Genomic DNA, 21819 nt, shown 5'->3' with positions numbered 1-21819 from the left:
AAGGCGATAGAGGTCAAAAGGAAACCGTCAGGACGCTCTGACGGTTTTTTGCCGCGTATAGGCACGATTTTTCGCCAACAAACGAGAAAATCAAACATTATTATTTCTAGTTTACCTCAATTTTACCTTGAGCATGTACCCTTTTTCATAGGAAGATTCTCTTAGGGGGAGTTTATTTGTTGCTCGTTAGAGGGTCGTAAGATGAGAAAGACAATCACGGAGCAAAACTTGTTGTTTCTTCTATCCCTATTGGCCTTTCTCGCGGGCGTCGCGATGATATGGATCTATTTCGCGCCCGAAAAGTCGGTCCCTGCTCCCGTAAATCGGATGACGTTGACCGATGACATGAAGGAGTATTGGGTTAACCTGCAGATGGATGTTCTTCCGGATGAAGAAGGAAAGTGGACATTCGAAGAAGCGGCTTCCCCGTCCTTTAGTGATCGTTATCGGCCCGCGTCGGGACAATCGGCCTTCGGCTTATCCGCCAAAACCTATTGGATGAGGGTAACTTTCGAGAACCGATCCGCTCGCGAGCAGTGGGTATTGCGCTTAATGAACCCGGTGGTGGACGAGTTTGATATTTTTATAAGGGAAGAAGTCGAAAACAGAATTCCGGATCACTACTGGTCGCAAAAGATTCATCTGCCTTCCAATCAATCGATAACGCTCTATATGAGGGCGACTACGGACGGTTCCATGATTTTGCCGGTTCAATTACTGGAGGAGAACGCGTTCAGGGATCAGCAGCGGAATGAATATATTTTGTTCGGCTTGTACTATGGTTTCGTGTTGCTTATGGCTGCATATATATTCGCCATGTTTATATTCATGCGCATAATCACTTATCTGTATTACTCGATATATCTCGGATTCTTCGCGTTATCTCAACTCGTGTGGAACGGGCTGCTGCAAGAGATTCTCGGACCGAACCATTGGCTTCTTACTCTTCTGCTTGATCTATTTAATAACTACGAAGGCGTATTCTTGTTTCTCTTTATCTTTTGCCTATGGTTCGTGCTTCTGTTTCTGGATAAAATTCTGCAATTGGAAACGTATGCTCCGCTTATGCGCTCCGCATTCAGGATGCTTTACGTGATTTCGCCTATGATACTCGCGGGATTACTGTTTCATTGGCCGGGTTTCTCCTCTATTGCTATTTATTATGAAATGCTGGTAACCGTCGTGCTATCCATAGCTATTTTCAGGAGCGTGTATAAAGGGAATCGTGCGGCGAGGTATACCGTTCTCGGGCTCATTGCGATTATCGGTTTGGCCTTGCCTTCCGTACTCTATACGTTTAGCTTAATGGATTTTAGCACGCTTACCCATTACGGGTATCAAATGGGTTCCATTGCGGAATTTATCATACTGGCATTCGCGCTGTCTTACCAAGCCAAACAAAACCAGATGGAAAAAGAGAAGGCGCAGCAGCAGATGATCGCCAACCAAGAGAAGCTGGTCCGGACGTTGGAGCGTTGGAACGAAGAACTGGAGTTCACCGTTGAAGAGCGCACGGAGAAGCTCGTACAATCCCAGAAGGAGCGTAACGAGCTGTTGCAGAACATTTCCCATGACATCCGCTCTCCGCTAACCGTCGTGCAAGGGGGAATTCGCGCGATGATCCTCGGAATTGAAGTCGAGCCGGGGGATAAGAACAAGTACTTGGAGAAAATCTACGAGAAGGTTCTCTACATTACCCGGTTTATAGACGATCTGTTCCAGCTTAGCCGATATGATCAAAATCAGAACGATGCGACGGTCGACACCGTCCAGGTTCGGGAATGGATAGAACGTGAATTCGGCATTCAAGCTGAAGATATACGAATGACCGGCAGGCAATGCGAGTCGAGCATATCCGCGGAAGGCCGGGGAGAGCTGACGATTGACCAGCATAGCATTCGCAGAGTGCTTTCCAACCTGGTTCATAACGCTTGCAAATTTTCGCCCTCCGGTAGCGTAGTTAAGCTTGAAGCGGTATTAGGTTTGCAAGAAATACGGATAAGCGTAAAGGATAACGGCGAAGGAATCGCCGCGGAGCATATCAATCAAGTATTTAACCGTTCTAATCGGGGAGGTCAAACGGGGATTTCTACCGGGAGCGGCTTAGGGCTAGCCATTGCGAAGGCAATCGTCGAGCGGCATGGAGGGAAGATTGGAGTGGAAAGCATAGAAGGCGGAGGAAGCCGTTTTTTCTTTGCTTTGCCCTTGGAGCCATTGAATGCAGAAGATCGGATCAGGAACGATAAGGATTGTTTGGCAAAATGAAGGCGGCGGTATTCCCGAAAGGTCCGGGCGAATTATGATACAATAGAGGAACAAACGTTCTTTTGTTGTTAGGGGATATCGCGAAATGCCAGATTTGATAGCTCTTTCCGTAAGGGGCTTAGTCGAGTACGTTTTTCGCGGTGGCAGCCTCGATTCCGGATTTCGGACATGGAGTACCCTTGCGGAAGGTACGAAAGCCCATCAGAAAATACAAAAGCAGTACGGCGAGTCGGATCGGAAGGAAGTATACGTGAGCGCGGAGATTCCTTACGAGGAACTCCTTTTCGTCGTGGACGGACGCTGCGATGGGCTGCTTGTCGGCGAGGATGGCGGCATAACGATCGACGAAATCAAATCGACGGCGCGAGACGTGGGAGCGATGACGGCGGAGGATTCGTATCCCGTTCATTGGGCGCAGGCTAAATTTTACGCATACATGTTCGCCAAAGATAAAGGCTTGGATCGCATTCGAGTTAGGCTGACCTATGTTCAAGTGGATACGGAGGAGCAACGAAGATTCGAGCAAGAGGTCGGAATGGAGGAACTGGAGCGCTACGTCACGGATATCGTCCAAAGCTATGCTCCTTACGCGCGGTTGCTTGAACGTAACCGGGAATCTAGAGACATAAGCATCGCCGGCTTGCCTTTTCCTTTCCCTCAATACCGCGAAGGACAAAGGAAGCTTGTCGGCTCTGTGTACAAGTCGATCGACGAAGGGCGGAAATTGTTCGCCAAAGCTCCGACGGGCATCGGGAAAACGATATCGACTTTGTATCCGACGATTAAAGCGATCGGACTGGGCAAGGTTCAGCATCTCTTCTATTTAACGGCCAGGACGATAACGAGATTGGCTGCGGAGGATGCCTTGTCGCTCATGAAAGCTCAAGGGCTTCATCTGCGTTCCGTCACGATTACGGCTAAGGACAAGATCTGTTTTCAAGACGAAGTAGATTGTCGACCGGATAAGTGTCCTTACGCCGACGGTTATTATGATCGGATTAACGGCGCGATTCTGGATTTGCTGGGCAACGAAACGCTAATGAATCGGGAAGTTATCGAGAAATACGCTCGTAAGCACTCCGTTTGTCCATTCGAGATGTCCCTGGATGCGGCATATGGGGCGGATGCGGTTATTTGCGACTACAACTACGTATTCGATCCGCGAGTTTCCTTGAAAAGGATGACGGGAGAGCATAAGCATCAGACCGTTCTATTGGTGGACGAGGCGCATAACTTGATCGACCGAGCAAGGGAGATGTATTCCGCCGCGTTGGATAAGAGAAATTTTATGGAGCTGGAGCGGGAGTTCAAAGGGGTTCGCAAAGAGATTCATGCCGCCGCCAAAGCGATCAACAAGTGGTTTATCGCATGCAAGAAACAGGGGAATGGGCAGGTTATCGTTACGAAAGAGAAGCCGGACGAGTTGCTGGAGTTGGTCGAGGAGTTTACCGTGCAGGCGGAGCGGGAGCTTGCGGGAAGCGGTTCGGATATGGGAAACGCGACGTTATTGGAAACGTACTTCGACGCTATGAGCTTCATTAGAATCGGCAAGCTTTATGATGATAGCTATATCACCTATACCGAGATGACCCGAAACGATGTTCGGTTGAAAATGTTTTGTCTGAACCCGGCCTATCTGCTCAGACAGATGGGGAAGGGCTTTCGTTCGCACGTGTTCTTCTCCGCGACGCTGTCCCCGTTAAACTACTTCATGGACATGTTAGGAGCGGAGGAAGAGGACTATTCCGTGACGCTTGGATCGCCCTTCGCTAAGGAACAGTGGGAGGTTTCGATCGTGCCTCTGTCTACGAGATACGCGGATCGGGAGCGGACGAAGGCTCGGCTAGTGAACGAGCTGCGGCGATTGACGATGGAGCGGCGCGGCAATTATCTAATCTTCTTCCCCTCTTACGAGTACATGAACGGCGTTTACGGGGAATTTGTCGCCGCGAATGAAGAAACGCTGCCTACTTTGCTGCAGACGCCCGATATGTCGGAGGAGGAAAGGGAGCGATTTCTCGCTGCTTTCTCCCCGGATAACGACCGGACGTTGATCGGGTTCGCGGTGATGGGAGGTATTTTCTCCGAAGGGATCGACCTGGTGGGCGATCGGTTGAGCGGAGTGGCGGTAGTGGGAGTCGGAATGCCGCAGATCGGCTTGGAGCGGAATCTGATTAAGGGCTATTTCGACGAAGAAGGGCGTAACGGCTTCGATTACGCCTACGTATACCCCGGCATCAACAAAGTGCTGCAGGCAGGAGGAAGGCTGATCCGTTCGGATAAAGATCGGGGAGTGCTCGCGCTCATCGACGACCGGTATACGCAGCCGCAGTATTCGCGGTTGCTGCCGGAGGAGTGGCGGGGGTGAGTCCTCAGCTTATTGTCGCGAAGTGCGACATTGGCGGGCTGGGGCGCGGGAAAGCAGCGCTCAATGTCGCGAAATGCGACAATGGCGGGCTGGGGCGCGGGAAGGCAGCGCTCAATGTCGCGAAATGCGACAATGGCGGGCTGGGTCGCGGGTAAGCAGCGCTCAATGTCGCGAAATGCGACAATGGCGGGCTGGGGCGCGGGAATACAGCGGTCAATGTCGCGAAATGCGACAATGGCGTGTGGTCGCAGTGCGCCGCCGTCCGCGTCGTCCCCACCGCTCGGGTTATATCGAATACGTTAGCTTCTTGTTCCTGCTATAATCGCTTTCGTTGCGCTCGAGAATCCGATCGAGTATGAGCTTCTCGAAATGAGCGAAGCCGCTATCCCGTTCGCGCGGCCGGTCTAGCGTGATGTCTAGGTCGAGAGCGATACGCCCGTTCTCGATTAGGATTACGCGATCGGCTAAAGCAACCGCTTCGCTGACGTCGTGGGTAACCAGAACGGCGGTGAAGCGCTGATCGCTCCACAAGCCCTCGATCAACTCCTGCATGTCGATGCGGGTAAGGGCATCGAGCGCACCCAAGGGCTCGTCGAGCAGCAGCAATCGCGGCGACCCGGCAAGCGCTCTTGCCAGGGCAACGCGTTGGCGCTGTCCGCCGGACAATACGCCGGGCCAGTCATGCGCGCGATCGGCAAGGCCGACTTGCTCCAGGGCATCCAGAGCTTTGCCCTTATCCTTCGATTTGACGCCGACTTGCACGTTCTCGACGGCTCTTCGCCAAGGCATCAACCGCGCGTCTTGGAAGAGCATTCGCGTATCCTCGCGGATGCTCTGGATAGGGTCTTCATCCACCGCGAGTTCGCCCTCGGTCGGACTATCCAACCCTGCGATCAATCGTAGCAACGTACTTTTTCCGCAACCGCTTCGCCCGATGATGGCGACGAATTGACCTGCCGGAATATCAAGGTCGACACCCTGCAATACGCTCTTATCCTCGAATTTCTTGGTTGCGTTTCGAACGCGGAGACGAGCCCCCGACGAAATTTGATTTCCCATGCGTTGTGCTCCCTCTTGACTCATTCGTTCACGTCTTCTCCCTAACTTCCGCTAGCGCTTGGCGTAATTCGGATTCCATTGCAGCAACCTATGCTCCAACCATTTGGCCGCGGAGTCCGACAGTTTTCCAAGAACGGCGTAAATGATGATCGCGAACACGACGATGTCGATCCGCATGAATTCCCGGGCGTTCATGGCCATGTATCCGATACCGGAATCGGCCGAGATCGTCTCGGCCACGATGAGGGTTAGCCACATGAAACCTAATGCATAGCGCAGTCCGACCAAAATCGAAGAGATCGCGCCGGGCAGAACCACTTCGCGATATAACGCGAAACCTCGAAGTCCGTACACTTTGGCCATCTCGATCAACCCGGGGTCGATAGAGCGGATGCCATGTAAGGTGTTCATGTAGATCGGGAAGAAAACCCCGAGCGCAACTAAGAAAATCTTGGCGCTCTCATCTATCCCGAACCAAATGATGACCAGCGGAATGAGGGCGAGATGGGGGACGTTGCGGACCATCTGCAGCGTGCTGTCCAGTAATCTGTTGGCGACGGACGACATTCCGTTGAGCAGCCCCAATACGAACCCGATGCCTCCGCCAATGCCTAGTCCGATGAATGCTCTTTGCGTACTGTCGCCGATATAGCGAAAAATATCTCCCGACTTGATAAGCGCAAAGCCGGCTTCCGCTACTTTGAGCGGAGTCGGCAACGTACGGGTTGAGATATATCCGAACTGGCCTAGAAGCTGCCATACCGCAATGACGAGAATAGGGACATAGGCCGGCGCGAACCGGTTATTTACGATTTTGCTGAACAAGTTCATGAGTCGCTCCTCCGCCTTGCGGGCCGGTTACTTTTCCCGGGCGTTTGTTGTAAGCCACGAGCTCGCCGAGAGGTTCGATTGCCGACGAATGCGCATGCTGATCTTGAAGCTTCAAGGGGAGCAGGGGAAATAGCAGTTCCGCGGCTCTATAGGCTTCTTCCAAGTGCGGATACCCGGAGAAAACGAACGTCTCTATGCCAAGCTCGTAATATTCCAGCATCCGATCCGCGACGGACCGCGGGTCGCCTACGAGCGCGGTTCCGGCTCCTCCGCGCACGAGTCCGATGCCGGCCCATAGATTAGGCGCGATGACGAGCGCGGACCGATCTCCCTTATGCAGGCTGGACATCCGTTTCTGACCGACGGAGTCGTACCGGGCGAGAATGCGTTGCGCCTCCTCGATCGTCTCATCGTCCACGTATCGGATTAGTTGGTCGGCCGCGGCCCAAGCTTCTTCATCCGTTTCCCGAACGATAACGTGAAGCCGGATGCCGAATTTGACCGTTCTTCCGCTTGCTTCCGCAAGCTTGCGTACTTCGGCGATCTTCTTGGCGACTTCCTCCGGAGGTTCGCCCCAAGTCAGGTAGAAGTCGACGTGATCCGCGGCGATTTGCTGCGCCGCGGGCGAAGAGCCGCCGAAGTAAACGGGAGGATAAGGCTTCTGAAGAGGCGGGAAGAGTAACTCTCCTTCCTCTGCGCGCAGATGCTTGCCGTTGTAGCTCACTTGTTCGCCCTGCATGAGGCGCCGCCAGATCGTCATGAACTCGTCGGTTTGCTCGTATCGCTCGCCATGCGATAGGAAAATCCCGTCCCCGGCGAGCTCGTGAGGATCCCCTCCCGTGACGATGTTCACTAACAGCCTGCCGTTTGAGAATCGATCGAAGGAGGATGCCATCCGGGCGGCGACCGAAGGGGACATGAGACCCGGGCGAACGGCAACGAGAAACTTCAGTCGGCTTGTGGACGAGATCAACGAGGATGCGGCGATCCACGCATCCTCGCAAGCTTTGCCGGTAGGGACAAGAACGCCGTGATAACCTAGCCGGTCGGCAGCTTGCGCGATTTGCCGAATGTAATCGTAGTCGACCGCTCGCGCTCCTTCGGACGTTCCCAAATATCTGCCGTCGCCATGCAGGGGGATAAACCAGAATAATTCCATATACGATCTCCTCAATCCTAGGTAGGGTAGGTGGGGTGGGACGTGACGCAGCAGGGTGCTTATTTCAAGATGGCATCGTTGATGTTGATCGCCGCTGGAATCAGTTTAAGTTCTAAGAACGCATCGGCGATTTTTTGTTGCGCCGCTATGATATCCTCGGTGATCGGTTCTACGCCGAATCCGCGGTGGGACAGTGCCTGCTCCAAGGATGGAATGTCTAATCCGAGGGCGGGAGCGAGCAATTTGGCGACATCCGGCAAATTCTCCTTGGCCCAAGCGTCGCTCTCGTTTAATTGCTGCAGCAGGACGTCGATCGCCGCTTTATCGTTTTCCGCGAACGTACGGGTCGTTAAATAATATTCGTAGTTATCGACAAGGCCTTCGCCGTCTGCCAAGACGCGAGCTTTAGTCGCCAATTGAGCGGCGGAGTAGAACGGCTCCCAGATGACCCATGCATCGACGTTGCCGCTTTCGAATGCGGCTCTTGCGTCCGCGGGAGGAAGGAATACGACCTCGATGTCGGAGTATTTCAAGCCTTCCTTCTCCAAGTACTTCACGAGCAGGTAATGAACGTTGGAGCCTTTGTTCAGAGCGACCTTCTTGCCCTTCAGATCGGCTCCCGTCTTGATCGGGGAATTCTCCGGCACGAGAATGGCTTCCGCCTTCGGGCTTGCGGGAGAGTGTCCCAAATAGATAAGGGGCGTACCGGCCGCTTGCGCGAATATCGGAGGCGCTTCGCCGACGTTCCCGAAATCGATGCTGCCTACATTCACGGCCTCCAGCAATTGAGGGCCTCCGGGAAACTGTGTCCACTCGACCTTGTAGCCGATTTCCTTGAGCTTCTCTTCCAAGCCGCCCTTTTCTTTCAAAATATTGATCGAAGCGTACTTCTGATAGCCGATGCGAACGGTTTTGTTGACTTCGGCGGAAGGAGTTTCAGCCGCGGATGGGCGGGCTGCTTCTGCGCTTGGGCTAGCGGAGCCCGAGCTTGGGCTTGCGCTCGTGATCGTACTCGAGCCGGAAGAGCCCTCGTTGTTCGAATTGTTGTTGGAGCCGCAAGCGGTCAACAACATTAACGCTACTACCAGTGCAAGGGCGATCGCCCCGCGTACTCCTTTGTTGCTTATCCGATTCGTGCTTTTCATGACCGTCACTACTCCTCTAGAATAAGTATCATTTAAAAACTCATAATTCCAATGTAATTACTAAGTTTTATTAAGATGAAATTAGCATCCCTATATTTCAGTGTCAATACAATGAGAAGAGATGAGGAGCTATGAGGAATAATGAGTGAGATAACCAATTTCTTCCATGAGGATTGAAGTTTGCGTAGTTTTCCTTTAAGATAAGAATAACTTATTATTCCAATAATAATAGTATGAATTAAAAAACAGGCAACGAGGTGCGGAGATGCCAAAGGAGCGTTTCGATCTATTAAGCTTGCAGGAAGCAATGGATATTCTGGGCGTCAGCCGGGCAACCATCGACCGTTGGCGCAAGGATAAAAAACTGCCTCATATTAAGATAGGCAAAGAAATCTGGATCGACAAAAACAAGCTGCAAGCTTGGGTACATCTTCACTCTCGAACGCAGGCGGAAGATCAAGAGGCTCGGAAATACGAATCGGCGGCATCTTCTTCTGCCCAAGTGATTACGGTAGGTTATCAAAGCGGAGCCGCTTTATTGTGGAGCACCTTAGTGATTAAGAGCCTCGGAACTTTCGATGAGGAACTTCGGATATCAAGCCCCTCCACCGAGTACAAAGTAAGATGGTTAAATGCCCCTAACGGCATGGAACTCGTGGAACAGTTAATCGGGGGTAACGTTCAGATCGCCTCCGTTGGAGACTACCCGATCATCGCGAGCCGTGCGCTTAGCCATATTTTATCGCGATTTAATCCGCTTTTCCTGGCGTTCGACGGCAAGACGCGCAATGGGGGCGGCATATCGCTTGTTGTCCCTTCCCGCAGCGCGATTAATCGGCCGGAGGAACTGAGCGGCGTCGCCATCGCAACCGTGGGCAACTCCAGCGCGTCCTATCGGCTTAGAGAGTGGTCGGAAGCGTTCGGGATTACGTCCGAGCCGGTGGAGCATCGCACGATGGGAGAATGTTTAAACGGGATTATGGCGGAAGAAGTAGGGGCAAGCGTTCTCTGGGAGCCCTACCTTAGTTGGATACAATCGATAGGCGCCGGCATACCCGTACTGTCGGAAGGAATCGGCGGGGATTATTTGACCGGATTGATGGCTGACGGCAATTGGGCGCAAGGAAACGAAGACGTCGTTATCGCTTATTTGAAGGCGCATCTACGGGCTCACGACTTCATTCGGAACGAACCCGCCCGGGCGGCGAAGATCATCTCCGATGCAAGCGGATTTCCGGTTGCGATCGTAGCGGGCGTATTATCGCAGATTCGTTGGGATGCTTCCTTGTATAATCGAGATCTGCAAACCTTGAATCGCTTAAGCGAAGTTCAATCGGATCGGCTGCCTGCCCGAAGCGAGTCTCGACATGGAGAAGGGTTCGCTCTCGGCAAACATTATTTGCAAAACGCGGCTGAAGCTTTGAAGCTTCCCGGTCTCCCGGATACGCCGCTACCCGGCGAGTGGTCCCGGGAAATTCTATATTAAGCGGGGTAATATAGCCGGAGTAAATAACCGTTGAGGGAACATTCGCATATGTGATATAGTAGGCGCGGAAAAGCGTTATCGCGAAAACTGTGGATGAAAGGGGCATATCGTGAGATGTCCGTATTGAATATTATACCCTTCGGAGACTCTATATTGCGCAAGAAGGCTAGACCGGTAGAGGAGATCACGCCGAAAATCATCAAGCTGCTGGATGACATGGCCGAGACTCTTTACGCAACGGATGGTCGCGCGGGGTTGGCGGCGCCTCAAGTCGGAATCCTGAGAAGGGTAATCGTGATGGATTGCGGGGAAGGGTTAATAGAGCTGATTAATCCCGAGATCATCGAAGCGAGCGGGGAGCAGGAAGGCGCCGAAGCCTGCTTGTCTTTCTTGGGTTATCACGGCTTCGTGAAAAGGGCGAATCACGTCCGAATCACGACGCTTAATCGGCAAGGCGAGAGGGTTGAGCTCGCGGGCGAAGGCTTTCTGGCCCGATGCATCCAGCATGAAATCGACCATCTCAACGGGGTCTTGTTTATTGACCATGTTCAAGAGCCGTGGCTGTACGAAGATCAGACGCAGCGTAAAATCAGTCTGCTGGAAGTCGTCAGACAGTCGAATAGGGGATTATAGGTTCGATTTAAAGGCGTGAGGCTGATCGAGATTGGCGCAATGTCCGGCATGGGCTACAAGGCGATAACGGCTTTGGGCTTTTTTGCCGTTCGCGGTTCAAACGAAGACGGCACGGTTACAATGTTAAGGCATGATCAATTGACTCTGGGAGGCGATGGAATGGCCGAGCACAATCATGTCGTCAACAAAGACGGAGAGATCGATCCGAACAAGGTCGACGATGCGATCTCGAAGATAGACACCGATGAGCGGGAGCGAATCTTGGGAGATTTCGAGCAATTCAAAGGCTATTTGAACAAGCGGATTAAAATGGCGGAGAGCATCGGCATGGGAGAAGAGCAGATGGCGATCATCGCTCAGAAAGTAGCCGACTACCTGGCAAGCCATGAAGAGCCTCGTAATCACGAGGAGTTGCTTCTTCAGGAATTGTGGAAAGTCGGGACCGCGGAAGAGCGTCATATGTTGGCGCATATGCTCGTGCGTCTTGCGCAGACGCAATATAAACACTGACTCCGTAATATTGGAAGGCTGCCGAAACCGTTCCGAGTTTGGAACGGTTTCGGCAGTTTTTTACAAGCGGGCTTGCAACAAATTACCAGTCCGCGGCGTCTGTTCCAATGGGGGTGCATGAGAATGATTAGAATAATATTAATGCTAGGACTTATTATTTCCGTGGTTGGATGTAGCTCGGCCAATTCGAATTCCGGCCCTCGGCCGCACACGCTGTCGAACGACCCGATCCCGAAACCGGCCGATATCAAGCTCGTAAACTGGGGTAAAGTCGAAGTGAAACAAGTTACGATAAGTCGCTCTCAACGCTTCGGAAGCGTGAACCCTTCCGTCTTGGGCACCTTTACGAAACAGGCCGATATCGCGCGATTTGTTCAAGCTTTCCGTAAGGCGGTGAAGATCGAAGGCAAGTTGGATATCGCGAGGCCGGAGTATGATCTGACATTCGCGACAGAGGCCGGTCAGGAAACTTTTCATATATGGATCGGACTAAGTAAGGGCGCCAAGGGCTTGTACACGTATGTAGCCGACACGGGCACGGGATATACGATGGCTGCAGAGGATACGGATTACCTTCGCGAGCTGATTGGGATGATGCCTTACACCTCGGAGCAGGCGGAGAGTAACGGCGATGTCGTGAACGTGCACGGAAAAATTATTAATTCGGCCAATTGGACTCGATTCCTCGAGAAGATGGAACAAGGAACGCCAAGCGATGTTCAAATCACTTCCTATACCATTGAAGGGGATCCGATATTTCAGGACCTGTTCTTCGACGGGCAGGCCATTCGGTATACTTACGATAATACGATGGACCATTTCGGTTCCCCCAACAGGCTAACAACTTATTGCAAAAACCTAGAACAAGAAGAGGGACGATTCACGTTATCGAAGTGCGACAGCGAAATACCCAGTTTCTCCTTTACTCCCAATGCGGGAGGGTGACCGATTACCGGTTGGTGATCGCTGATTGCTGATCATGACAACCAAGGTCGCCCGTCGGGCGGCCTTGGTTTATGAGCATTGGAGTTATTGAGGGCGAATTCGGACGACTCCGATATCTACCGCGTTAATGGAGATGGAAAAGCCCGGCCGCTCTTGAGGAGCGACCGGGCTTTATCGTGAAACTATAAGGACTTACTTGTTCGTGCTATGTTGCTTGCCCGGCAACTTCTGGCCGGATTTCTCGCTGGAGTCTCCGCGTCCTTGCCGTTGTCGGTTCATCTTATCCTTGCGTTGCGTATCGTGCAGTTTAGCTACAAATTCGCTCGTGTCGTCCATGAGAAAGAGGGTCCCTCCTAGAAAGTTGAGATCACCTTCATACTATTCCCAATCGGGCGAATAATAATTGAAATTACTTGAATTCGATGGAGCTAGCCAACTCAGGACCATTCTCGCCGGCGTGGTAGACGGAAAGAGTTTCTTTGCCGTCATCTACGACCAGGTAAGGGCAGCAATCGTACAGAATCAGACCTCTAAGCTCGCCTTTCACGCGGATGGATTCATGGAACCCTTTCTTGAGATCGTCAAAATCGTTGGCGGTATAGGCGACCACTTCATCGCCGATTTTCTCGGCATAGTGATGGCCTGTTCTGGTAACGACCTTATCGCGGGCCGAAGTGTGGATGCGGCCGCTGTAGTAGGCGTCGGTCGTGTCTTTTTCCTTGCCCGGTACGATTTTAGGCCATAGATCGCTGAACACCATATAACCGTTCTTGTCGTTCTTGATCAGGATCATCGGAATTTTCTCCGGGCCGTAAGGAATGACGAATAGATCCTTCAATTCGCCGATACGCTCTTTTCCCTTCGTTTGAAACAGCTGACCGTCCTTGTTGTAGACGAATACTTGCTTGCCGATTTGAAGCGCGGCAAAGCCGCCTTCTTTGGTTAGGGTCGCTTCGATCGGTTTAACTTCCGGAGGAGCGGTTTCTTTGCTTTCCTCGGCTGCGTATGCGAGGGAGGGGGCCATCAGTGCGCAAATCAGCGCGAATGCGGTAAGAAAACGAGTAGATTTTTTCATGACTATTAATAACTCCTTTTTGTATACGTTCGATTGAGGAAGCTTTGCCGTGCACTGCAAAGGCTTCTATCAGATCCGTCGAGAGTTATTATATTTCATCGGTTGTAACGCCAGTAAGTTACCGTCGTCACTGTTTTGGTCATGTAATAGTCATGGTTTGTTCGTTCGGGGAAAATGTCGATTGGCGACTTCCCATTAAATAGGGATAGAGCAGAATCAACCCCGCAATATAAAGCGCGAAAGCGAAATACGCAGGCAACAAATGAAGGAAGTCCGTATAACGGATATGATAATGCACGCTTAAGCCCGCAATGAATGCGGGAGAACCGCCGGCAAGCAAAGTCCACCAGAGCCAGCGGTGGTTTTGTTGCAGCCCCCACAACGCGAGGATGAGGAGCATGACGGCATTGGAGAACAAAGCGCCGCCGAAACCTGCCCGGTCATGCGCGATTAGAGAGATGAGGCGGGGGTTCGCGATGTCCAACTGTTCGGGCGTAACTCCCATGAAAGCTAAGTCCTGAGGAACGAATACGTTCGTTACTCCGACGGTAGCGATGACGATTCCGCCAATACTAAGAGAGATCCCCAAGACGACGAAACACAGCTGTCCCCACATCGCGAGTCTCCATTCGCGGCTATTCCGCAGATTCACGGGTTTATATGAGGGCTGATCGGGATTTCTGCGCATTGCGAGTATGAACATGGGGAGCAGGATGGCAGCTGCGGCCGCGTGAATCGGATCGAAGAAGCCGTAGCCCAAATAGAGAAAAAAGCTAGGAAAACCGACGAGTCCCGAGGTCATTAATGCCGTTCGCGCCCAGTGCTGGCTGTATTTCAGTCCGTATTTCGCCAAGCGATAATAAAGGATGCCTATAGATAGCATCGTCCCCGCCAATGTAATCCGGTCGTGGGACATGAAATGAAGGAGATGTTCGTTGATCTGCTGCAGCTCATGACGAGACATCCCGAGGAAATCTTCGTCGTAGGGCAATACGACCGACGAGGCGGCGATCAACCAAGCGATCATTCCGCCGACGATCATTCCGATTCCGAGCAGGCACATCCATCCCCAATGTTTCCAGAACGAAGGGGGTTCCGGCGGTGGGGTATGTTTTAACCGATCATAGATAATCGCTTCATTAATACGCTTCGGCAATCCCGGACCCGAGTATACGAGTCCGCTATTCAAGAGGACGTTGTCAGCTCCGGCATGAAGCATATCGAGCGCGTCTTGCGGCTCGTGAATGCCGGACGATACTTTAATAATGCTATCCTTGGAGACGAGGGTTCTAAGCTGGCTGACCTTGGACAAAGCGAGAGGCTTGCCTGCAAGACCTATATGGACATGGTTATTTTCATCATGATGGAGGGAGTGGCCAACAACATAACCGGACCATATTGGTAGATCGGTTTCGGCTACTCCCGGGCTGAGCCAATCGTCGTTATAATCAAGCGGGATATATAGGAATAAGGGCTTCTTGTTCCTATCGAATAAGGGCTTGGCCCGAAGTTTAAAATGTTCCAAGAGCCGGAGATTCTCGTCCAGCGTTCGATCGTTCGATAAAAAATCGATGTAAAAACCGGAGGCGGGCGTCTTGGACAGGGATTGAAGGAGTTCGACGATTTCGTCGATAGCCTGATCGATGGCAGCGCCGGGCATAGGGGCAATGCGAACGAATTGGGGGAGGGAGTGGTCCGGATCCTCGATTATCCGGCGCATTTTCTCCAATCCGTCGTTCTCGTATTCGGAGGGGTACTCTATCGTTTCCCGATGCGTCTCATTAATAATGGGGGCGGAGTTAACGATCGGTTGGAGCGTGACGGGACCGATTTCAATAAACCCGAAGCCGAATTGGGAGACGGCTTTGTGAGCGATTCCTTGCGGATCGACGGTTCCGGATAATCCAATCGGCGTAGGCGCGGGGATTCCCGCGATACGGCTTTCCAATAGAGGGGAAGGCTCCATGTGGCCTAGCGTTTTGATCAGAAGCGTTCCGCCCGGGAGGCGGCTGACTCTTCTCATCGCGTTCAGCGTCAAGCTGCGGGCGACCCTGGAGGGCAACCGAAACAACAGAGGCTTAAACAAGGTTTGATAAGACCAATCCGGCACGCGCTCAACTCCCAGCTTTATTTTCAGAAAGAGTATATCATATTACAATAAACGGAGGCGGAAGCTAGAGATCGTATTCCGACTTAGAGGTTGTCGTTGGATAACGAACCTGATAATATTCGGTTAGGATTTACGATAACGGGTAAGCCGAATGGGAGCCGATTATGAAATTTGCCGTTCAATATTTATCGTTCTTCGTTATTCAGAATGAAGGGTCCGATCCGGATGGCCCTAAGAAATACAAGCATTATCAAACGCTGACCCACGAGGAGTATCAGGATAGCGAGCTAAGATTGTTCCTGGACGGGGAGTTTAAGCGAATCGCCAAAAGAAAAGCCGAGATCAATGCCGTATCGGAGCAGGTGCCGACGAAGATCGGACGGTTCATCGTGGAGCCCGGGCACGATTTGACCAGCAATCCTAACTATAACCTGTTTCAACGTCTCAGGACGGCGGCGGACAAAGCGGAGTTCCACAATTGCGGGGACGATCTGCTGCGGATCTATATGGATACGAATTCGGTCAGGGGCGGCGCTTTCGTGCTCGCGACGGCTAAGCTGAACGAACTGTACGACGATCCGTTCCTCTTCCTGTTCAAATGCGATTTCGAAACGAAGATCGCGCGCGTGTCCGACGAGAAGAGCCTGATCTCCCAAGTGGAGATGGCGATTAACGCGAAAAATATTAAGTCCATTCAATATCCCCATATGCCCGAAGAAGGCATTTTGGAGGAGTGGGAGCTGAAAATTCATCAGGCGTCCCATGCCAGGTATTTCGAGGATTTTCTTAAGTTCGTCAGCTATGAGAAATCGAAGCCGGAGATCGTCGCCGACCAGGTGATGGAGATGGTTCACCAATATATGGAGAAAAAGTGGCAGGGCGCGGATATTCCTTATAACGTCGAGGATGCGGAAGCGGACGGGGCTTCGCCGGAGACCGAAGAGGTCGTAGCGATGAGGCAGGAAAAGCAGCAATTCGACGTGTGGGCGGCCGGGGAAAAACGCGAGCTTCAGGAGAAGTGGCCTCACGAGCGCGTCGTGGAAGCGACCAAGCAGATCATTGATCTGCAGCCTGATCTGGAGCTCAAGTTCAAGCTGGACGACGTCACGATCAAGGGGCACATGGATGATTACGGGAATAACATCCACATTGCGCGAATGAACGGTCGTTACGTCGTCCTGATCGAAGGGGATAACTTTCAATTCGATAAGGGGGTATCGCCGATCGAGCTGCTTCACCCGGAAGAGATGCAAGAGGTATTGCGTCGTCTCGGCAACGGTACCCGCAGAAGGGCGAGCGGCGAAGCTCCGGCTTTGGATTGAGGAAAGGGATATTTCTCTTGCGGCGGAAGCGAGAGTGGTAGGGCGGGGCTCGCTTGCGGGGGGTTAGGAGATAACCGCTAATTTTCGCTCTGCGAGCGGGAATCGGGCGGGATAAGGGTGCTGAGCACCGCTATTTCGCTCTGCGAGCAGGTTTCCGGTGGAATCGGTTAGACCCCCTAAATCCGGAGTATTACTGATGAAATACGTTGCTGTCGTAAAAATACTTGGTTTACTAGCGTTTTCCTCAGGATTTCGATTCTTAAACGGCTCGAGTGTACTTTTCTAAAGAATCAGTCGTTTGCTCCACCCACTTCATGAAAGCCGTTGGGGACCGTTTTCCCAGGCTTCTGTGCATGCGGCGGTTGTTGTAAAAATCAATGTAATTCCGTACAGCTTCGTGTGCCTCCTGAAAAGATTCAAAGCTCTCTTTTCCAAGCAGATCTCGCTCAAGGGTGGCATGAAAGGACTCGATGTATGCATTCATATTAGGTGTCTTTGGAGGAATGCGCTCATGCATAATTCCCTCTGCTTCGCATAACTCTCCAAACGCCTTGCTGATAAATTGGGGGCCGTTATCGGTGCGAATGATCGGCTTGCTCTCTTCGGGCTTTAGACGTGACTGTAACGCCTTTTTCACAGCTTCGCATACGTGTTTGGCTTCGCAATTCGTACCGATATGGATGCCGACGATACTGCGATCGTAAACGTCGATCATATCTGCGATGTAGAAAAACTGATCATACCCCGCAACGTATCCATACTTAATATCGAGCTGCCAGACTTGGTTGGAACCTGTTATCGTGTGATTGCGTGCTAGGCGCCTTGGATAGTGAACCTTCTTACGTCGTTGCGGATGAAGAATACCGAGCTTCTTACAGAGGCGGTACACTTTTTTCTTATTGATGATGAGTTGGCGCTGTACGTGTAAGCATTCTGTTAACAACAGATAGCCGTAGCTATGCTCTTCGCCAGACACCAGCTCCATTAACCACTCTTCAATCTGTGCATTACTTATTACGTTTCCGCAAACCGTTAGAGAATGCTTAGTTACAGGGCGTCCTCGGAGTGGCATTTTTGTTTCTGTAGTTGTATCCTCACGTGATGCTTTCTTTCGTTCGTAGTACGTCGAAGACGCGGCCCCCACAATGCTTAAGATGTTAGCTACTGTATGTCCCTGCTCAATGAACGTCTGGGCAACGTCGAGTTTGTCATTGAGGCAGGGTTCGTCTTTTTTACGAGTTCGCGCAGCACCTCGATCTCTAACTCTTTTTGCCCTAACGCCTTTAATGCACGCTCGTACTTTTCTTCCAGATCTGCAAGTCGCTTGGACTCCATAACTCGTTCGTCGATCGTTGGCAATGAATCTGCCCCAAACGTCTCTTGATATTCCACTACCCATGCTCTAATTGTTTTCGGAGTCACGTCATACTTTCTGGCCAGCACGCCTGCTTTCATTCCCGCAAGAGCCTCTTGTGCTGCTTTGTAACGTACTTCCTTAAAGGCATTATTTCGCTGTCTCATTTCCGCTCGCCCCCCTAATGAAATACTACCTTATTTCCCTAGCCATTCTCCAATTCATTTAGGGGGCTTAATAGGAATAAGGGTGCTGAGCACCGCTATTTCGCTCTGTGAGCGGGTTTCCGGTGGAATAAGGGTGCTGAGCACCGCTATTTCGCTCTGCGAGCGTGTTTTCGGCGGAATAATGGTGCTGAGCACCGCTATTTCGCTCTGCGAGCAGGTTTCCGGTGGGATAAGGGTGCTGAGCACCGCTATTTCGCTCTGCGAGCGTGTTTTCGGCGGAATAATGGTGCTGAGCACCGCTATTTCGCTCTGCGAGCGTGTTTTCGGCGGCATAAGGGTGCTGAGCACCGCTATTTCGCTCTGCGAGTGTGTTTTCGGATGATGTAAAGTAGTCTGTGTACCAACATTTGGAGCCTTAACAGGCAACAAAAAAGTAGGGTATCCTCGGGATTACGACATCACCAAGAAGGAGCCCTACTCGATGACTACTATATCCGAAAATGCGTACGACAATCTACTTGAAAATGCTGTAAAAAAGCTGTTGCAGGAGAAGCTAGAACTGCTCATGCGTGAAGAAATTAAGAACTACATGCTTAACGAGCAACAGGATCAGCGAAACAGTCGTAATGGTCACTACAAGCGTACGTTCCAAACCCGTTACGGAACCATAAACGAACTCCAAGTTCCTCGCGACCGTAAAGGCACTTTTCAAACGCGTTTGTTCCAACCCTACCAACGTAGAGAAGGCTGGTTGGAAGAGGCCATCATTTATATGTACAAAGGCGGAATGAGCACACGCGAAGTTGCCAAGTTCATCGAGAGCATGTTCGGTACTCAGTATTCTCCGACCACCATCAGTAACATTACTCAGACGGTTATGGAGGACATCGAACAGTGGCAGAAGCGCCCGCTAGAGAAACGCTACTCCGTTATCTATTTGGACGGGCTCTATGTTAAGCTCAAACGTAATACAGTCAGTAGCGAGGCTGTTTACTTGGTCATGGGTATCGACGAGAAAGGGATACGTCAAATTCTAGGATTTTACGTCGGTGGCCAAGAGAGTTCTAACGTTTGGAAAGAGGTCTTAATTGACTTAAAGAACCGCGGAGCAACCGAAGTGCTAGTTGGCGTTTTTGACGGGCTACCTGGACTTGAGGAAGCTTTTCGAGCAGTGTATCCTCAGGCCGATGTGCAGCATTGTATCGTCCATAAAGTGAGAAGTACCTTTCCAAAAATTCGAGTCAACGATAAAACCGAGTTTCTCGAAGATTTGAAGGGTGTATACACGGCATTTGATGGCGATGTAGCTTTGGCGGTCTTCGATGGGTTCAAAGCCAAATGGAGCAAGCAATATCCGAAGGAAGTGAAGTCGTGGGAGGAACAACTACCGACGTTACTGACCTTCTACAAGTTCCCAGCACTCACACGACCTGCGATTTACACTTCGAACCCCATTGAACGGACGAACAAAGAGTTACGCAAGCGCCTGAAGCCAATGAATAGTCTAACTAACATTGAAGCAGCAGAGAAAATCATCTACCTCCAATCCCTAGACTACAATGAGAAATGGTGCGGAAGAGCAATTCGAGGCTTTGTAGACCCAGACACCAAAGCAGCATTTGAGAAGATGTACACTGAGAAATATTCAAGACAAAAGACTTAAAGCTGTAGCTCCCGCGCCTTCGCATGAGCTACGCGCCTCAAGTCACACGACCTTAAACAAATTGATTTTTTCTATCCATCGTCCCGATGGATAGACCTACTACACAGACTACTTGACGCTACCTGTTTTCGGCGGCATAAGGGTGCTGAGCACCGCTATTTCGCTCTGCGAGTGTGTTTTCGGCGGCATAAGGGTGCTGAGCACCGCTATTTCGCTCTGCGAGCGTGTTTTCGGCGGAATAAGGGTGCTGGGCACCGCTATTTCGCTCTGCGAGTGTGTTTTCGGCGGAATAAGGGTTGGAGTGCTACGATAAAAATGCAGTCGAAAAACACCCTCGTATGAAATAAAATGAAAGCTGACGAGGGGACGAGAGACAATGAATCAGTACGACAAAGCATTCAAAGAAGAAGCAGTCAGATTGAGCGATGAAATTGGACCAAAGAAAGCCGCCGAGCAGTTGGGCGTAGCCTACCACACCTTGCAAGGATGGAGAAAGCAAAGAACCCTGCACGGCGACGGAGCGCATATCGGGAGCGGACGCGCTTATGCATCTGCCGATAAGACTGCGCGAGAAATCGAATTAGAAAAAGAAATAGGCGAGTTGCGCCGAGCGAATGAAATTCTCAAGGATGCACTCGGTTTTTTCGCAAAAGACCGGAAGCGGTAAAGGCATGCCAGCTCTATCTTTACATCTGTAAACGACGGGATCGATGGACCGTCAAGGAGATGTGCGAAGTACTTGCTGTCAGCGAATCGGGCTATTACCGTAGCTTGAAGCCTACGCCCAAACAGGAGCGGCAGCAACGTCTTCTGGTCAAAATCAAAGACATCATTGGAGAACATGACGACAACAGTAACTACGGCGTCCAGCGTATACTGCTGGCGCTGTTACAAATAGAGATCACGACGAGCTACAGCACCGTCTATCGCATCATGAAGATGCACGGTCTGCTGAAGAAAGCCAAGCGTCATCCAAACGGCATTACACGCGAGGATGCCGCTGCTCAAAAGAGCGAGAACCTGATCCAGAGAGACTTTAAATCCACAGCACCCAACCAAAAGTGGCTGTCGGATATCACCGAAGTCCCTTGTTCGGACGGCAAGCTATATCTATCCGCGGTACTGGATTGTTTCAACGGAGAGATCGTGGGCCTCGCCATGGACGACAACATGCGCAAGGAACTCTGCATCCAAGCCTTTGAGAATGCCTGTAAAGCAAGAAATGCCCGCGGAATGATTTATCACAGCGATCGAGGCAGCCAGTTTACGAGCCAAGCTTTCCGTGAGAGTCTGGCTAACTGCGGCGCCATTCAAAGCATGAGCGGCACGGGGCGCTGCTATGATAACGCAAGGATGGAAAGCTTTTTTGCTACGTTAAAGAAAGAGAAGCTGTACAAGATCCGAACGGAGCACTATCCGATGGCCTATATTAAATCAATCATCTTCAGGTACATCATGGTCTACTACAACAGGCGGCGGATCTACACCTCTAATCCAGGGGGCTGGCCGCCAGCTATCTATCGTGAAAGAATGCTGTCAAAGGCAGCGTAGCAACGGGGGTTCCGTATGAGTGTGTTTTCAAACTGCACTTTTTTTGACAACTCCAGGTGCTGAGCACCGCTATTTCGCTCTGCGAGCGTGTTTTCGGCGGCATAAGGGTGCTGAGCACCGCTATTTCGCTCTGCGAGCGGGTTTCCGGTGGAATAAGGGTGCTGAGCGCCGCTGGT

19 protein-coding genes and 1 pseudogene are annotated in these 21819 nt (G+C 51.5%); 10 read left to right on the top strand and 10 right to left on the bottom strand.

The features are described from left to right. Positions 1-201: 201 nt before the first annotated feature. Complete coding sequence (locus HH215_RS20835) at positions 202-2265, top strand: sensor histidine kinase (RefSeq protein WP_169281640.1); 2064 nt, start codon at positions 202-204, stop codon at positions 2263-2265. 85 nt (positions 2266-2350) lie between these two features. After that, positions 2351-4633 carry an ATP-dependent DNA helicase gene (locus HH215_RS20830; RefSeq protein ID WP_169281639.1) on the top strand — a complete coding sequence of 761 codons (2283 nt, stop codon included), beginning with the start codon at positions 2351-2353 and terminating at the stop codon, positions 4631-4633. A 285-nt stretch (positions 4634-4918) separates the two neighbouring features. Here the strand turns inward: HH215_RS20830 and HH215_RS20825 are convergent, their stop codons facing one another. From HH215_RS20825 to HH215_RS20810, 4 genes are read right to left on the bottom strand one after another with little or no spacing between them, the layout of a single operon-like run. Continuing rightward, positions 4919-5692 (bottom strand): ATP-binding cassette domain-containing protein, encoded by a 774-nt coding sequence (locus HH215_RS20825; RefSeq protein WP_169281638.1) that lies wholly within the window; start codon positions 5690-5692, stop codon positions 4919-4921. A 51-nt stretch (positions 5693-5743) separates the two neighbouring features. Further along, a complete protein-coding gene (gene ssuC, locus HH215_RS20820) occupies positions 5744-6523 on the bottom strand; it encodes an aliphatic sulfonate ABC transporter permease SsuC (protein ID WP_169281637.1) in 780 nt (259 codons plus the stop codon). Continuing rightward, complete coding sequence (gene ssuD, locus HH215_RS20815; RefSeq protein ID WP_169281636.1) at positions 6495-7682, bottom strand: FMNH2-dependent alkanesulfonate monooxygenase; 1188 nt, start codon at positions 7680-7682, stop codon at positions 6495-6497. The genes ssuC and ssuD overlap by 29 nt, the downstream gene beginning before the upstream one ends. A gap of 59 nt (positions 7683-7741) precedes the next feature. Continuing rightward, on the bottom strand, positions 7742-8827 hold the full coding sequence (locus HH215_RS20810; RefSeq protein WP_254450164.1) for a sulfonate ABC transporter substrate-binding protein: 1086 nt from the start codon (positions 8825-8827) through the stop codon (positions 7742-7744). Positions 8828-9092: 265 nt separating this feature from the next. Between HH215_RS20810 and HH215_RS20805 the strand changes: the two genes are divergently transcribed. The 4 genes from HH215_RS20805 to HH215_RS20790 all read left to right on the top strand — a co-directional run bounded on the left by HH215_RS20805 (position 9093) and on the right by HH215_RS20790 (position 12401). After that, complete coding sequence (locus HH215_RS20805; protein WP_169281635.1) at positions 9093-10313, top strand: helix-turn-helix domain-containing protein; 1221 nt, start codon at positions 9093-9095, stop codon at positions 10311-10313. Between the two features lie 114 nt (positions 10314-10427). After that, entirely contained in the window at positions 10428-10946 is a 519-nt protein-coding gene (gene def / locus HH215_RS20800; protein ID WP_169281634.1) for a peptide deformylase, read from the top strand. Positions 10947-11105: 159 nt separating this feature from the next. After that, positions 11106-11456 carry a DUF3243 domain-containing protein gene (locus HH215_RS20795; RefSeq protein WP_169284502.1) on the top strand — a complete coding sequence of 117 codons (351 nt, stop codon included), beginning with the start codon at positions 11106-11108 and terminating at the stop codon, positions 11454-11456. 123 nt (positions 11457-11579) lie between these two features. After that, complete coding sequence (locus HH215_RS20790; RefSeq protein WP_169281633.1) at positions 11580-12401, top strand: DUF4362 domain-containing protein; 822 nt, start codon at positions 11580-11582, stop codon at positions 12399-12401. 192 nt (positions 12402-12593) lie between these two features. Here the strand turns inward: HH215_RS20790 and HH215_RS20785 are convergent, their stop codons facing one another. The 3 genes from HH215_RS20785 to HH215_RS20775 form a co-directional block, all read right to left on the bottom strand. Then, positions 12594-12737 (bottom strand): DUF4023 family protein, encoded by a 144-nt coding sequence (locus HH215_RS20785; protein ID WP_169281632.1) that lies wholly within the window; start codon positions 12735-12737, stop codon positions 12594-12596. 73 nt (positions 12738-12810) lie between these two features. Beyond that, positions 12811-13476 (bottom strand): hypothetical protein, encoded by a 666-nt coding sequence (locus HH215_RS20780; RefSeq protein ID WP_169281631.1) that lies wholly within the window; start codon positions 13474-13476, stop codon positions 12811-12813. Between the two features lie 139 nt (positions 13477-13615). Continuing rightward, positions 13616-15586, bottom strand: a complete 1971-nt coding sequence (locus HH215_RS20775) for a dihydroorotate dehydrogenase (RefSeq protein ID WP_169281630.1) — start codon at positions 15584-15586, stop codon at positions 13616-13618. A gap of 164 nt (positions 15587-15750) precedes the next feature. On the opposite strand from HH215_RS20775, the gene HH215_RS20770 reads away from it, so the two are divergent. After that, the gene (locus tag HH215_RS20770) at positions 15751-16908 is read left to right on the top strand and encodes a DUF3900 domain-containing protein (RefSeq protein ID WP_169281629.1); all 1158 of its coding nucleotides are present in this window, start codon (positions 15751-15753) and stop codon (positions 16906-16908) included. 259 nt (positions 16909-17167) lie between these two features. On the opposite strand, the gene HH215_RS20765 is transcribed toward HH215_RS20770, so the two are convergent. From HH215_RS20765 to HH215_RS20755, 3 genes are read right to left on the bottom strand one after another with little or no spacing between them, the layout of a single operon-like run. Next, positions 17168-18052 (bottom strand): IS3 family transposase, encoded by an 885-nt coding sequence (locus HH215_RS20765; RefSeq protein WP_169278256.1) that lies wholly within the window; start codon positions 18050-18052, stop codon positions 17168-17170. A gap of 17 nt (positions 18053-18069) precedes the next feature. Next, positions 18070-18429 (bottom strand): helix-turn-helix domain-containing protein, encoded by a 360-nt coding sequence (locus HH215_RS20760; RefSeq protein WP_169278257.1) that lies wholly within the window; start codon positions 18427-18429, stop codon positions 18070-18072. 54 nt (positions 18430-18483) lie between these two features. Beyond that, the gene (locus HH215_RS20755; protein WP_169281628.1) at positions 18484-18762 is read right to left on the bottom strand and encodes a hypothetical protein; all 279 of its coding nucleotides are present in this window, start codon (positions 18760-18762) and stop codon (positions 18484-18486) included. A 148-nt stretch (positions 18763-18910) separates the two neighbouring features. On the opposite strand from HH215_RS20755, the gene HH215_RS20750 reads away from it, so the two are divergent. The 3 genes and pseudogenes from HH215_RS20750 to HH215_RS20740 form a co-directional block, all read left to right on the top strand. Continuing rightward, entirely contained in the window at positions 18911-20092 is a 1182-nt protein-coding gene (locus tag HH215_RS20750; protein WP_169281627.1) for an IS256 family transposase, read from the top strand. 376 nt (positions 20093-20468) lie between these two features. Continuing rightward, positions 20469-20759: a transposase gene (locus HH215_RS20745; RefSeq protein ID WP_169280726.1), complete on the top strand. Its 291-nt coding sequence runs from the start codon at positions 20469-20471 to the stop codon at positions 20757-20759. 11 nt (positions 20760-20770) lie between these two features. After that, positions 20771-21643, top strand: a pseudogene (locus HH215_RS20740) (IS3 family transposase); the annotation flags it as partial. Between the last annotated feature and the right edge of the window lie 176 nt (positions 21644-21819).

The sequence above is a fragment of the Cohnella herbarum genome (assembly GCF_012849095.1).
GTDB classification, from domain to species: Bacteria; Bacillota; Bacilli; order Paenibacillales; family Paenibacillaceae; genus Cohnella; species Cohnella herbarum.
The sequence above is the reverse complement of the archived record's forward strand: the minus strand, read 5'-3'. Positions and strand labels throughout refer to the sequence as shown.